12 protein-coding genes are annotated in these 13,120 nt (G+C 64.2%); 8 read left to right on the forward strand and 4 right to left on the reverse strand.

Annotation, left to right across the window (positions count from 1 at the left end):
* Positions 1-29 precede the first annotated feature (29 nt).
* Genes AC0L3E_RS01675 through AC0L3E_RS01695 form a run of 5 tightly spaced genes read left to right on the forward strand, consistent with a single transcriptional unit; the run spans position 30 to position 4,501 of the window.
* Entirely contained in the window at positions 30-1,196 is a 1,167-nt protein-coding gene (locus tag AC0L3E_RS01675; protein WP_473604083.1) for an ABC transporter substrate-binding protein, read from the forward strand.
* A gap of 4 nt (positions 1,197-1,200) precedes the next feature.
* Positions 1,201-1,905, forward strand: a complete 705-nt coding sequence (locus tag AC0L3E_RS01680) for an ABC transporter ATP-binding protein (protein ID WP_127382641.1) — start codon at positions 1,201-1,203, stop codon at positions 1,903-1,905.
* A 5-nt stretch (positions 1,906-1,910) separates the two neighbouring features.
* Entirely contained in the window at positions 1,911-2,792 is an 882-nt protein-coding gene (locus AC0L3E_RS01685) for a branched-chain amino acid ABC transporter permease (RefSeq protein WP_378977323.1), read from the forward strand.
* Between the two features lie 3 nt (positions 2,793-2,795).
* The gene (locus AC0L3E_RS01690) at positions 2,796-3,425 is read left to right on the forward strand and encodes an FMN-binding negative transcriptional regulator (RefSeq protein ID WP_473604085.1); all 630 of its coding nucleotides are present in this window, start codon (positions 2,796-2,798) and stop codon (positions 3,423-3,425) included.
* Between the two features lie 29 nt (positions 3,426-3,454).
* Positions 3,455-4,501 carry an ornithine cyclodeaminase gene (locus AC0L3E_RS01695; protein ID WP_128309664.1) on the forward strand — a complete coding sequence of 349 codons (1,047 nt, stop codon included), beginning with the start codon at positions 3,455-3,457 and terminating at the stop codon, positions 4,499-4,501.
* Positions 4,502-4,513: 12 nt separating this feature from the next.
* On the opposite strand, the gene AC0L3E_RS01700 is transcribed toward AC0L3E_RS01695, so the two are convergent.
* From AC0L3E_RS01700 to AC0L3E_RS01715, 4 genes are all read right to left on the reverse strand, one after another.
* Entirely contained in the window at positions 4,514-5,617 is a 1,104-nt protein-coding gene (locus AC0L3E_RS01700; protein ID WP_473604086.1) for an alcohol dehydrogenase family protein, read from the reverse strand.
* Positions 5,618-5,626: 9 nt separating this feature from the next.
* Positions 5,627-7,006 carry an aminotransferase gene (locus AC0L3E_RS01705; RefSeq protein ID WP_473604087.1) on the reverse strand — a complete coding sequence of 460 codons (1,380 nt, stop codon included), beginning with the start codon at positions 7,004-7,006 and terminating at the stop codon, positions 5,627-5,629.
* A 38-nt stretch (positions 7,007-7,044) separates the two neighbouring features.
* Complete coding sequence (locus AC0L3E_RS01710) at positions 7,045-8,538, reverse strand: NAD-dependent succinate-semialdehyde dehydrogenase (RefSeq protein ID WP_473604088.1); 1,494 nt, start codon at positions 8,536-8,538, stop codon at positions 7,045-7,047.
* A 415-nt stretch (positions 8,539-8,953) separates the two neighbouring features.
* The gene (locus AC0L3E_RS01715) at positions 8,954-9,445 is read right to left on the reverse strand and encodes an Lrp/AsnC family transcriptional regulator (RefSeq protein WP_127269511.1); all 492 of its coding nucleotides are present in this window, start codon (positions 9,443-9,445) and stop codon (positions 8,954-8,956) included.
* 81 nt (positions 9,446-9,526) lie between these two features.
* Here AC0L3E_RS01715 and ehuR point away from each other — a divergent pair, with 81 nt between their 5' ends.
* The 3 genes from ehuR (at position 9,527) to ehuB (ending at position 12,915) form a co-directional block, all read left to right on the forward strand.
* Positions 9,527-10,912 carry a MocR-like ectoine utilization transcription factor EhuR gene (ehuR, locus tag AC0L3E_RS01720; RefSeq protein WP_473604089.1) on the forward strand — a complete coding sequence of 462 codons (1,386 nt, stop codon included), beginning with the start codon at positions 9,527-9,529 and terminating at the stop codon, positions 10,910-10,912.
* Between the two features lie 272 nt (positions 10,913-11,184).
* Complete coding sequence (ehuA, locus tag AC0L3E_RS01725) at positions 11,185-11,976, forward strand: ectoine/hydroxyectoine ABC transporter ATP-binding protein EhuA (protein WP_027035592.1); 792 nt, start codon at positions 11,185-11,187, stop codon at positions 11,974-11,976.
* Positions 11,977-12,063: 87 nt separating this feature from the next.
* Entirely contained in the window at positions 12,064-12,915 is an 852-nt protein-coding gene (gene ehuB / locus AC0L3E_RS01730) for an ectoine/hydroxyectoine ABC transporter substrate-binding protein EhuB (protein ID WP_256746102.1), read from the forward strand.
* Positions 12,916-13,120: the final 205 nt, after the last annotated feature.

Genomic DNA, 13,120 nt, shown 5'->3' on the forward strand with positions numbered 1-13,120 from the left:
ACCATAAGAAATCCAGAAGGAGAACCGACATGCCAAGCCTCTATCGCCTCCATCGCGCCGCTTTGTGCGCTGCCGTGTTCGGCATCGCCGCCATTTCGACAGCATCCGCCGAGGAGATCATCATCGGTGCCGCGACCGCGCAGACCGGTGGCCTTGCCCCCTACGACCAGCCGGCACTTGCCGGCTTGCGCATGTCGCTCGACGAGCTCAACGCCAAGGGCGGGCTCGGCGGCAAATACACCGTCAAGCTGCTGATCAAGGACACCCGCTCCGACACCGCGCAGACTGCCACCGTCGCCCAGGAACTGATCGACGCCGGCGCCAAGATCATGATCACGCCGTGCGATGCCGATCCCTCGATTTCCGCCGGCCAGCTGACCCAGCCGCTTGGCATTCCGACCCTGACGCTGTGCGGCTCCGCCCCGGTGCTCACCGGCGCGGTCGGCGACGTCATGTTCGGCACCTATCCGGCCGACAATGTGCAGGCGACGGCGGTCGCCGACTTCGCCGTCTCGGAAGGCAAGAAGAAGGTGTTCCTGCTGACTTCGCCGGACTCCACCTACACCGCCAATCTGCCGGAATATTTCGGCAAGGTGTTCGAGAAGAAGGGCGGCGCCATTGTCGGCCGCGGCACCTTCAGCATGGGCCAGCCCGATTTTTCCGCCGAGATCACCAACATCAAGGGCCTGGCCGACAAGCCCGACCTGATCATGACGGCGGCCTATGAGCCGGATTTCCCGGCCTTCATCCAGCAATTGCGTGGCGCCGGCGTCACCATCCCGGTCTATGGCGCCGATGCCATCGGCACGCCGACCATCAAGGCGCTCGGCAAATTGGTCGACGGCGTCGTCTACACCGCGGCCGGCTATGCCGAGCCGGGCAGCAAGCTCGAGGCCTTCAATACCGCCTTCACCAAATATGCAGGCCACGCACCGGAATCGACCTATGAAGTCAATGGCTATGAGATCGGCCTGATCCTCGACCAGGCGGTCAAGACGGCCGGCTCCGACGAGCCGAAAGCGATCCGCGACGCCATCGCCGGCCTTAAGGATTTCGAAGGCATCACCGGCAAGATCACCTATGCCGGCACCGATCGCATGCCGCTGAGGCCGGTGGCGCTGATGCGCTACGAGGGCGGCGAGGGCAAGCATGTCCAGACCCTGATCCCCGACGCTGCCGACGTTCCCGCGCCGTGATGTCATGCTGAGCGTCGAAGCCCTGAAAATCCGGTACGGCGAGGTCGAGGCGGTACGCCGCGTTGACCTCACCGTCGGCAGCGGCGAGATCATCGCGCTGGTCGGCGCCAACGGCGCCGGCAAGAGCTCGACGCTCGGCGCCGTCGCCGGGCTGGTGCCGGCGGCATCCGGCAAGGTGATCTTCGACGGTGTCGACATCACCGGCCTGGCGCCGGAGGCGATTGCCCGCAAGGGCGTCGCGCTGGTTCCCGAAGGCCGCCGTATCTTCGCCAGCCTGACGGTGGCCGACAATCTGCGTCTCGGCGGCGCAGTGCATCAGCCGGCGGCCGAGGCAAGGCTGCGCGAGGAGGAGATGCTGGAGCTGTTCCCGATCCTGCGCCGCTACCATCGCGTCAAGGGCGGCAATCTGTCGGGCGGCGAACAGCAGATGCTGGCCATCGCCCGCGCGCTTATGGGCAAGCCGCGCATGATCCTGCTCGACGAACCCTCGCTCGGCCTTGCGCCGCAACTGATCGACACCGTCTTCGACCTGATCGCCGAACTGCGCCGCAAGGGCCTGACCATCCTTCTGGTCGAGCAGAATGTGGCGCTGGCGCTCGAAATCGCCGACCGCGCCGTCGTGCTTGCCAATGGCGAGGTAGTGCTGTCGGGCACGGCAAAAGAACTCGCTTCATCGGACCTCGTCCGCCAAGCCTATTTGGGAGCTTAAGAAGCATGATCGCGCAGCAGATCATCAATGCGGTGAGCCTCGGGGGCGTTTATGCGCTGCTGGCGCTCGGGCTGGCGATCGTCTTTTCCATCGTCGGCCTCATCAACTTCGCCCATGGCGAACTGATGACGCTGTCGGGCTATGCGCTCCTGGCCTCGCTGGTGCTTGGCTTTCCCTTCCCGGTGGCCGTACTTGTCGCCGTGTCCTGCGGCGCGCTCGCCGCTGTCGCCATGGAGCGCATCGCGTTCAGACCGATGCGTGGCGCCAGCGTCACAAGTTTGTTGCTGACCAGCTTCGCCGTCTCCAGCCTGCTGAAGGTCGTCTTCCAGAACGGCATCTCGGCGCGGCCGCAGGCTGTCGCCATGCCCGGCTGGATGACCGGCGCCTTCTCCTTCGGCGACTTCACCATCGGCGTCGGTCCCAGCATCTCCATCGTCGTCTCCGCACTGGCGCTGATTGCGCTCGAAATCTTCCTGCGCCGCTCGGTGACCGGCACGGCGATGCGCGCCGCGGCGGAAGATTTCGACGTCGTGCGCCTGATGGGTATTCCGGCCAGCCGCATCATCGCCACCGCCTTCCTGCTCTCCGGCCTGCTCGCCGGGCTGGCGGCCATGCTGTGGGTGGCGCAGCGTGCCTCGGTCGACCCGCTGATGGGTTTCACGCCGGTGCTGAAGGCGTTCATCGCCGCCGTCGTCGGCGGGCTGGGCAGCTTGCCCGGTGCTGTCGCCGGCGGCTTCCTGCTCGGCATCATCGAGGTGCTGCTGCAGGCGACATTGCCGGGAGCGATCGCGCCCTATCGCGACGCCATCGTGCTGTCGGGTGTCATCGCCGTGCTGCTGGTTCGCCCGCAGGGCCTGATCCCGGCGGTCCGCGCCCAGCGAAGCTGATCTATGTACAGCAAGCCTGAATTTGCGCCGCTGTCGCGCGACGAGGTGTTCGGCCTGATCGAAGCGGCGGCCTTCGCCACGCTGGTAACAGCGGGACCGCAAGGGCTTGTCGTATCGCATCTGCCCTTCGTGCTCGATCGAGCGCGTGGTGAAAACGGAACGCTGGTCTCGCATCTCGCCAGGGCCAATCCGCACAGCACATTGATCAGCGAAGGCAGGGAGACGGTCGCCATCTTTCACGGTCCGCATGGCTACATCTCGCCGTCCTGGTATCCGCGCAATCCGGTGCGCGACAGCGCGCCGACCTGGAACTTTGCCGTCGTGCATTGTCATGGGCATCCGGTTCCGCTCGACGATCATGCCACCGCCCGGCATCTCTTGCAGCTTGTCGACGTGCTGGAGAAGGAGCGCGACGACCGCTGGTGCATGCGCGAACTGGGACCAGGCGGCATGGAGCGGCGCATACCGCATATCCTTGGGTTTGACCTGCCGATCGAACGGCTCGAAGCCAAGTTCAAGATGGGACAGGATGAGCGCCTCTACGACACGGGCGGAGCTATCGGGGCGCTGGAACAGAACGATCCGGCGCTGGCGGCGATGATGAAGGCGCACAACGCGCATCGCCAGGACTGACCGCCCGCATGCGGCAAGGATAAGAAAAAATGATCCCCAATCTCAACATCGTGCCCTTCGTCAGCGTCGATCATATGATGAAGCTGGTGCTGAAGATCGGCGTCGAGCGCTTCCTCGTCGAACTGGCCGGCTACATCGAGGATGATTTCCGCCGCTGGGAGCTGTTCGACAAGACGCCGCGCGTCGCCTCGCACAGCGCCGAGGGCGTCATCGAGCTGATGCCGACCAGCGACGGCGAGGTCTACGGCTTCAAATACGTCAACGGCCATCCCAAGAACATGCGCGAAGGCCGCCAGACGGTAACCGCTTTCGGCATGCTCGCCGATGTCCACAATGGCTATCCTGTCTTGCTATCCGAAATGACGATCCTGACCGCACTGCGCACGGCGGCGATGTCGGCTCTGGCCGCCAAATACCTGGCGCCGGCCGGCTCCAGCTGCATGGCGCTGATCGGCAATGGCGCCCAGGCCGAATTCCAGGCGGTGGCCTTCAAGGCGCTGCTCGGCATCGACAGGCTGAGGCTTTACGACATCGACCGCACGGCGACGCAAAAATGCATCCGCAATCTCGCTGGTCTCGGTTTCGACATGGTCGCCTGCGGCACCGCGCAGGAGGCGGTCGAAGGGGCTGACATCATCACCACGGTCACCGCCGACAAGCAGTACGCCACCATCCTCACCGACAACATGGTCGGCTCCGGTGTGCACATCAACGCGGTCGGTGGCGACTGCCCCGGCAAGACCGAACTGCACCGCGATATCCTGCTGCGCTCCGACATCTTCGTCGAATACCCGCCGCAGACCCGCATCGAGGGCGAGATCCAGCAGCTTCCGGCCGACCATCCCGTGACCGAGTTGTGGCAGGTGATGTCAGGCGCCGTGCAAGGCCGGCGCGATCCCGGCCAGATCACGCTGTTTGATTCGGTCGGTTTCGCCATCGAGGATTTTTCGGCACTGCGCTATGTCAGGGATCAGCTGCGCTCGACCGGCCTCTATCAGGAACTCGACATGCTGGCCGACCCCGACGAGCCGCGCGACCTGTTCGGCATGCTGCTAAGAGCGGCCCAGCACGGTTGAGACGAGCGTTGTTCAGCCAGCCGAGCCCCACATGGCATCCGGCACCACCACCAGCTTGCCGACGAAATCCTTGGCGATGAAATCCGCCTGCGCATGGTGGAAATCGGAGAGCTTGTAGACGCCGCCGACCAGCGGCCGGATTTTTCTCGCCTCAATGTACCTAACTATGCGACGGAAATCGGCGCGCGTGCCCTGGCTCGATCCATGCAGCTGTAACTGCTTCAGATACATGGTCCTGAGATCGAGCTGCACGACCGGGCCGGCAATCGCGCCGGCCGTAGTGTAACGGCCCTCGGGCCTGAGAATACGCAACAGGTCGTTGAAGACCGCGCCGCCGACGAGGTCGGCCACCACGTCGATCGGCTGGCCTCCGGTCGCCTCGTTCACGGCTTGCGGCAGGTCGGCAACACCACGGGTGATGACAGCCTCGGCGCCGATGTCGCGCACCGCCTGTTCCTTGCCCTTGCCGACGACGGCATAGGGAATGGCGCCGCGCGCCCGTGCCAGTTGCACGATGCCGGAACCGACACCACCCGAAGCGCCGGTGACCAGCACGCGTTCACCGGCCTTGAGTCCGGCGCGCTCCAGCATCTGCTCGCCGGTGAGATAGGCGCAGCAGAAGGTGGCGAGTTCGATATCGCTCATGTCGGTGTCGACGACATGGGCATTCTCGGCCGGCACGGCCTGATATTCGGCGTAGCCGCCATCGCGGCCATGGCCCATATAGTCGATGTCGGCGAGCGAATCGTCGTCGCGATTGTAGATCGAGAAATCGACCATCACCCGTTCCCCGATACGGTCCGGCGACACACCTTCGCCGACAGCGGCGATGATACCGACGGTGTCGGTGCCCTGGATGCGGGGGAAGCTCAGCGTGTTGCCCTGGCGGCGCCATGTCGACACGGCGGCAGCGTCCTCCTCCGTGCCATAGGCGCCCTGGCGCACCCAGACATCGGTGTTGTTCATCCCGCAAGCGCTGACCTTGACCAGCACTTCACCGGGAGCGGGCCCGGGCAATTTTACGTCGCTGCGGTAGACGAGTTTCTCCGGTCCGCCGTGTCCGGTGAGCAGCACGGCGGCCATGGTGGCGGGGAGGGTTCTGGTCATGGCATTCATCGGTCGATCTCAGAGATTGGCAAACACGCTCTTCACGGCATCGGCGGTCTTCGACACGACGATGTCGGCTTCCTCGCGGGTCAGGCAGAGCGGCGGCGCGAAGCCGAGAATATCGCCCTGCGGCATGGCGCGGCCGATGACGCCGCGTACGGCGAGCGCCGTCGCCACCTGCGGGCCGATCTTCTGCGAAGCGTCGAAGAACACCCGGTCGTCTCTGTCGGCAACGAATTCCACCGCCGCCAGCATGCCGTCGCCGCGCACGTCGCCGACGTGTTTGTGGCCGCCGACTGCCTTGGCCAACTCGGCGCGGAAATAGGCGCCGGTCTCCTTGGCATTTGTCACCAAATCCATCTCGTCGATCAGTTCGAGATTGGCCACACCGGCGGCGACGCAGATCGGATGCGCCGAATAGGTCCAGCCATGACCGAGCGAACCGAGCTTGTCGGAACCCTCAACCAGCACCTGCCACATCTTGTCGGCGACGATGACGCCCGACAGCGGCGCATAGGCCGAGGTCAGGCCCTTGGCGATGGTGATCAGGTCCGGCTTGATGCCGTATTGGTCGGAGCCGAACATGGTGCCCAGCCGGCCGAAGCCCGTCACCACTTCGTCGGCGACCAGAAGCACGTCGTACTTCTTCAGCACCGCCTGGATCTTTTCCCAATAGCCGGCCGGCGGCGGCACGATGCCGCCGGTGCCGAGGATCGGCTCACCGATAAAGGCAGCGACGGTTTCCGGACCCTCAGCCAGGATCATCTCCTCGAGCTTGTCGGCGCAATGCTGAGAAAACTGCTCCTCGCTCATCGAGCGATCGGCGCGGCGGAAGTAGTAGGGTGCCTCGGTGTGCAGGATCGGCGCGCGCGGCAGGTCGAAGGCGTTGTGGAACAGGTCGAGCCCGGTCAGCGAACCGGTCATCACGCCCGAGCCGTGATAGCCGCGCCAGCGCGAAATGATCTTCTTCTTCTCCGGCCGGCCGAGCACGTTGTTGTAGTACCAGATCAGCTTGATGTTGGTTTCGTTGGCATCGGAACCGGAGAGGCCGAAATAGACCCGCGACATGCCCTGCGGCGCGCGGTCGATGATCATCTTGGCCAGCGTGATCGAGGCCTCGGTGCCGTGGCCGACATAGGCGTGGTAGTAAGCGAGGTTCTTCGCCTGGTTGGCGATGGCGTCAGCGATCTTCTGGCGGCCGTAGCCGACGTTGACGCAATAGAGGCCGGCAAAGGCATCGAGGCTCTTCCGGCCATTGTTGTCCCAGACGGTGACGCCCTCACCGCCGGCCATGATGCGCGTCGGGCTTTCGCCCCGCGCATGCGTGCCCATATGGGTCGAGGGGTGGAAGAAGTGGTCGCGATCCCAGGCGGCGAGTTCGTTGGACTGGTCGAGCATTCTTTTGACTCCTGACAAAACGGTGATTCCGGCGCAGCTTAAGCTACATCGAGGCAGAGATATTTGAGATCGGTGAAAGCCTCGAGTCCGTGGCGCGAGCCTTCGCGGCCGATGCCGGATTGCTTGACGCCGCCGAAGGGTATCGGCGCGCCGGTGATCTTGACGCGGTTGATGGCGACCATGCCGTAGTCGAGCGCGCGGCCCATGCGCTGCTGCCGGCCACCATTCTCGGTCACGACATAGGCAACGAGGCCATATTCGGTAGCGTTGGCGCGGGCAATCACTTCATCCTCGCTGTCGAACGGCGTCACGGCGGCAACCGGACCAAAAGTCTCCTCACGCATGATCAGCGCTTCGTCGGTGACGTCGGCCAGCAGCGTCGGCTGATAGAACAGGGGGCCAGCCTGGTGCCGCTTGCCGCCGGTGAGGCAGCGCGCGCCGTGAGCGATGGCATCGGCGACCTGTTCCTCGACCTTCTTGACGGCGCGCTCGTGCATCAGCGGGCCGATGTCGGTGCTATCAGCAAGGCCATTGCCGGTCCGCAACGTCTGGATACGCTTGGCGAAGGCGGCACAGAAGCGATCGTAGATCGGACGCTGGACATAGATACGGTTGGCAGCGAGGCAGTCCTGGCCCGACGTGGCGAATTTGGCGTCGATGGCGATATCAACCGCTTTGTCCAGATCGGCATCGGCAAAGACGATCAGCGGGGCATGGCCGCCAAGCTCCATCACCAGCCGTTTCATGGTCGGCGCGCTTTGCGCGGCGATCAGCCGGCCGATCTCGGTCGAGCCGGTAAAGCTCATGGCGCGAACGCGCGGGTCTTCGCACATCCGCCCGACGATGGTCGAAGCCTTGCCGGTGATGATGTTGAAGACGCCGGCGGGCAAGCCGGCGCGTTCGCCGAGTTCGGCCAGCGCCAGCGCCGACAGCGGTGTTTCCGAGGACGGATGCGCAACGATCGTGCAGCCGGCGGCAAGGGCTGCCGCAGCCTTGCGGGTCAGCATCGCCGACGGAAAATTCCACGGCGTGACGACGCCGACGACACCGAGCGGCTCGCGTCGCACCATCATCTCGGCGCCCGGCAGATGGCTTGTGACGCTCTCGGCATTCAAGCGTTTTGCTTCTTCGGCATACCATTCGACGAAGGAAGCGGCATAGTCGATTTCGCCCAGCGACTCCTGCAGCGGCTTGCCCTGTTCCAGCGTCATCAGCAGAGCGAGGTCTTGCTTTGCAGCGATGATCAACTCGAACCATTTCCGCAGGATTTTCGAGCGCTCCTGCGGCAACAGCGCCCGCCACGCCGGGAAGGCGCGCGCGGCGGCATCGATCGCCTTCGTCGTCTGCCGGCCGTCGAGCGCGGCGACGAAAGCGACTGTGGTGCCGGTGGCCGGGTCGGTGACTTCGAAGCTTTCGGCAGCCTCGCTCGCCGTCCAGTGGCCATCGACATAGGCGAGTTCACGCAGCAGCCGGCGGTCGGCGAGGCGATCGAGCGCTTCATGGCGATGCGAGCGGGCGAAATGCGCGGACATGGTCGAGACCTCCCGGTTCGGACTGATGCGGGAAGATTATCCGTCCCGATGCAGACAGAGAGGCTGTTTGGACAGCCCCATAGAGAGAGATTGTCTCTATTGGCCCGCGGGCGCAGATGATCTCTCTGCTGACCGGTGGGCGGCACTAAACCTGGAGATTGGCCGAAGCCTCCCCGCCTTCGTCATCCACGGGCGGAGCAGGAGCGAAGCGACGCGGCGGAGACCCGAGGATCCATGCCGTGATCTTGGTCGAGGAATGCAGCGGAGCAGAATTCTGCACCGCAGCAGCGCTTTGAAGTCGCGGCATGGATCCTGGGGTCTGCGCCGCGTCGCTGCGCTCCTTGCTTCGCCCCAGGATGACGACGTGACGGGGGTTTCGATCAGTCTCCTGGGTGTACGGTAGGGGAGATTGACCTCATGCTTGCGCCGGCAGCAGGTCGGCTATGGGCAGCGCGATCTCGTCCTTCACTGTCTTGATGACGATGTAGGTGAAGTAGCGATCGATGCCGATTTCGCGGTCGAGCAAGCCGTCGACCAGCCGCTGATAGGCGTCGATGTCGCGCGCCATCACCTTCAGCACATAGTCGACGCCGCCGCCCACCGACCAGCAGGCGACGATCTCTGGGATGTCTCGGATGACGCGCTCGAAGCGGTCGAAATCGGCCTGGCGGTGGTTGGCCAGGGTCACCTCCATCAGCACGGTGGCGACGGGTGCCACGACGCGCATGGCGATCCTGGCGTGATAGCCCGAGACGATGCCGGCCTTTTCCAGCTTGCGCAGCCGCATCCAGCACGGCGTCGGCGACAGGCCGACCTGCTCGGCCAGCGCCAGCTTGGTAATGCGTCCGTCGCGCTGGATGGCGTCGAGGATTTTCAGGTCGATCGGGTCGAGTTTCGCTGATGTCATCAGAGCTCACTTTTCGTCCGAGTACCATGACGGCGCATTATTTCGATTGTCAATTGCACTGATTTCGATCTCTAATAAGTCATGACATTGTGGCAACCCGATCCCGCACTCATCAGGCGGCCGGCATATCAATCGCTGGCCGACCAGTTCGCGCGTGCCATCCATGACGGGCGCCTGGCCAATGGTGAGCGGCTGCCGACCCATCGCAGGCTGGCCGACGATCTGAAACTTTCGGTGCAGACGGTCAGCCGCGCCTATGAGGAACTGATCCGTCGCGGCCTGATTTCGGGCGAGATCGGCCGCGGCAGCTTCGTCCAGACGCAGCGCCGCGAGCCGGAGCCGCCATATCTGCCCGAGCGGCTCGGCGAAGTCATCGACCTGTCGATCCTGAAACCGGTTTGTGAGCCGATGCATCTGGAGCGGCTGAAACAAGCACTGGGCTGGCTGGCTGAGAACCTGCCGTCGAGTTCAGCACTTTCGTTCCGGCCCAACATGGTGTTTCCGCGCCACCGCGCGGTGGCGGTCGAATGGCTGAGGCTTTGTGGCCTCGATGCATCGCCGCAGAACGTCAGCCTGACCAACGGCGCCACCGCCGGCATGACCGTGGCGCTGATGAGCGTCGCGCCGCCGGGTTCGACGGTTGCCACCGAGGCGATCGGCCACCATACGCTGGTGCCGTTGGCACGCTATCTCGGCTTCAATCTGGAAGGCCTGCCGATCGACGACAACGGCCTGATCCCGGAAGCGCTGGACGAGGCCTGCCGGCTTTCCGACATCCGCGCGGTCTTCGTGCAGCCCTCGGTGATCAACCCGACGGCGACCCTGATGGATGCGCGGCGGCGAGAAGAGATCGCCGCGGTCGCGCGCAAGCACGACATCGCCATCATCGAGAACGATGTGCTCGGTCCGCTGGTCGAAGACCGGCCGCCGCCGGTTGCCGCGTTCGCGCCGGAGCGCACGCTCTACGTCACCTCCTTCACCAAGATCACCGTGCCCGGTCTGCGCATCGGCTATCTGGCCGCGCCCGACCGCTACGTCGCCGCCGTCGCCAACCGGCATCTGGTCTCGAACTGGATGGCGACGCCGCTGGTGGCCGAGATCGCCACCAAATGGGTGACCGACGGCACGGCGATGGAGCTTGTCCACTGGCAGCGCGCGGCTTTGCGGCGCCGGCAGGATATTGCAGCGCAAGTGCTGGCGGGGGTGGACTATCGCGCCCGGCGCGACGGGTTGCATGTCTGGCTGCAACTGCCGGCCGACCGGGCCGAGGAAAGCTTTGTCGCCCAGGCTCGCCTGCAGGGCGTGGCGATTGCACCCGGCACGTCCTTCCGTATTTCGGCTGCGCCCTGGCATCCGGCGGTACGTATCTCGCTGGGTTCGACCACCGAGGGGGAACTGCGCGCCGGCCTCGGCGTTGTCACCAAGCTTTTGCTCGGCGATCCCGAGCACCTGCTGCTCGCTATCTAGCGAGTGCGCCGCTATCCGGGTGATGCCGGCCTGCGAAAGGCAGCCTCCTGCGCTTCCGGTACTCACGTACGAAAAGTACGCTCCGTTCCGGTTCTCGGAGGCTCCCATTCTCGGCTCGGCCTGACCCGAATCCCGGCGCACTCTTCGGCACTGGTTGCTCAAGAATTGTGCGGAATGGGAAATATTGTCATGATATTATTTTCCCGATTGACATGATTTGGCGCGTTCCGCATCGTTAAGGGGCACAGGCTTCTCCAGCACGGGGAATTTATTTGTCCGCATCAGCGCCCATCATCAAGATCGACGACATCTCGAAGAGCTTCGGCAGCTTCAAGGTGCTGGACGGCCTGTCGATGCAGGTCATGCCCGGCGAGAAGCTGGCGCTGATCGGCCCGTCGGGCTCGGGCAAGACGACGATCCTGCGCATCCTGATGACGCTTGAGCGCATCGATGGCGGTCATATCCAGATCGACGGCGAGCAGCTCTACCACATGGAGCGCAATGGCCAGCTGCTGGCCGCCGATGAGCGGCATCTGACAAGGATGCGTCAGAAGATCGGCATGGTGTTCCAGCTGTTCAACCTGTTTCCGCACAAATGCGTCATGGACAATGTCACGCTGGCGCCGATGCTGACCAAGGGCACGCCGCGTGCTGCCGCCGAAAAGCGGGCGATGGAACTGCTCGAAATGGTCGGCATGGCCGACAAGGCCAAGTCCATGCCGGCGCAGCTGTCCGGTGGCCAGAAGCAACGCGTGGCAATCGCCCGGGCGCTGGCGCTGTCGCCGAAGATCATGCTTTTCGACGAGGTGACGTCGGCGCTCGATCCGGAGCTGGTCGAGGAGGTGATGAACGTCATGCGCAAGCTGGCCGCCGAGACCGACATGACCATGCTGCTGGTCACCCACGAGATGGGCTTTGCCCATGATTTCGCCGACCGGGTACTGTTCTTCGATCGTGGCAGGATCGTCGAGGAGGGCAAGCCCGACGAGATTTTCCGCAATCCCAAGCAGGAGCGTACGCAAGGCTTCCTGAAGAAGATCATCGCGGCCGGACATCGCGTCTGACCGCAATGCCCAGGGCGACGAAGTCGTCCCGAGGTGGCGAGGGCCGCCCCGTAACAAAGCAAGACAAGAAACAAGGAGTTGGGAACAATGAAAAAACTTGGCATTCTGGCTGGCGTCGCCAGCCTTACGCTGGCGGCGGTGCTGGCCGCCTCGAGCGTGGGTTCGGCCGATGACAGCAAGCTCGAACAACTCAAGGCACAAGGTTTCGCTCGCCTCGCCATCGCCAACGAGCCGCCCTACACGGCGGTCGCCGCCGACGGCAAGGTTTCGGGTGCCGCGCCCGATGTGGCCCGCGAGATATTCAAGCGGCTCGGCGTCGCCGACGTCGCCGCTTCGATCTCTGAATATGGCGCCATGATCCCCGGCCTGCAGGCAGGTCGCTTCGATGTCGTCACCGCCGGCCTGTTCATGAAGCCGGAACGCTGCGCCGCCGTCGTCTATTCCGAGCCGGTGCTTTGCGATGCCGAGGCGATGTTGGTGAAGAAGGGCAATCCGAAGGGCTTCAAGAGCTATGAGGATGTCGCCAAGGATACGACTGCGACCATCGGCGCGCCGGGCGGCGGCACCGAGGAGAAGCTCGCGCTCAATGCCGGCGTGCCGCGCGATCGCGTCATCGTCGTGCCGGATGGCCAGAGCGGCGTGAAGATGCTCCAGGATGGACGCATCGACGCCTATTCGCTGCCCGTCCTGTCGATCAATGATCTGGTCAAGAAGGCCAACGATCCGAACCTCGAAGTCATCGCTCCGGTGCAGGGCGCACCGGTCTATTGCGACGGCGCCGCCTTCAAGAAGGGCGATGAGGCACTGCGCGACGCCTTCGACGTCGAACTGGCCAAGATGAAGAAATCGGGCGAGTTCGCCAAGATTATCGAACCCTACGGCTTCTCGGCGGCGGCGGCGATGTCGACCAGCCGCGACAAGCTCTGCGCGGCGAAGTGATTTTTCCTTCTCCCCGTTCAACGGGGAGAAGGTGTCACGAAGTGACGGATGAAGGGCGGCGCCAAGTTCTGAGACTCTAGTGCCGCCCCTCATCTGCCTGCCGGCTTTCGTTGCTCGAAAAGCCAAGCAATTGGCTTTTCGCCCGCTACGCGGACCGCTCCTCAACTCCCCGTAAACGGGGAGAAGGAGCTAAACCCAACGTTGG

This window comes from Mesorhizobium sp. WSM4822, from assembly GCF_055811155.1.

Excerpts from the sequence above, each read along its gene's own strand:
- AC0L3E_RS01675 (WP_473604083.1), top strand. The coding sequence starts at position 30 with ATGCCAAGCCTCTATCGCCTCCATCGCGCCGCTTTGTGCGCTGCCGTG.
- AC0L3E_RS01680 (WP_127382641.1), top strand. The coding sequence starts at position 1,201 with ATGCTGAGCGTCGAAGCCCTGAAAATCCGGTACGGCGAGGTCGAGGCG.
- AC0L3E_RS01685 (WP_378977323.1), top strand. The coding sequence starts at position 1,911 with ATGATCGCGCAGCAGATCATCAATGCGGTGAGCCTCGGGGGCGTTTAT.
- AC0L3E_RS01690 (WP_473604085.1), top strand. The coding sequence starts at position 2,796 with ATGTACAGCAAGCCTGAATTTGCGCCGCTGTCGCGCGACGAGGTGTTC.
- AC0L3E_RS01695 (WP_128309664.1), top strand. The coding sequence starts at position 3,455 with ATGATCCCCAATCTCAACATCGTGCCCTTCGTCAGCGTCGATCATATG.
- AC0L3E_RS01700 (WP_473604086.1), bottom strand. The coding sequence starts at position 5,617 with ATGAATGCCATGACCAGAACCCTCCCCGCCACCATGGCCGCCGTGCTG.
- AC0L3E_RS01705 (WP_473604087.1), bottom strand. The coding sequence starts at position 7,006 with ATGCTCGACCAGTCCAACGAACTCGCCGCCTGGGATCGCGACCACTTC.
- AC0L3E_RS01710 (WP_473604088.1), bottom strand. The coding sequence starts at position 8,538 with ATGTCCGCGCATTTCGCCCGCTCGCATCGCCATGAAGCGCTCGATCGC.
- AC0L3E_RS01715 (WP_127269511.1), bottom strand. The coding sequence starts at position 9,445 with ATGACATCAGCGAAACTCGACCCGATCGACCTGAAAATCCTCGACGCC.
- ehuR (WP_473604089.1), top strand. The coding sequence starts at position 9,527 with ATGACATTGTGGCAACCCGATCCCGCACTCATCAGGCGGCCGGCATAT.
- ehuB (WP_256746102.1), top strand. The coding sequence starts at position 12,064 with ATGAAAAAACTTGGCATTCTGGCTGGCGTCGCCAGCCTTACGCTGGCG.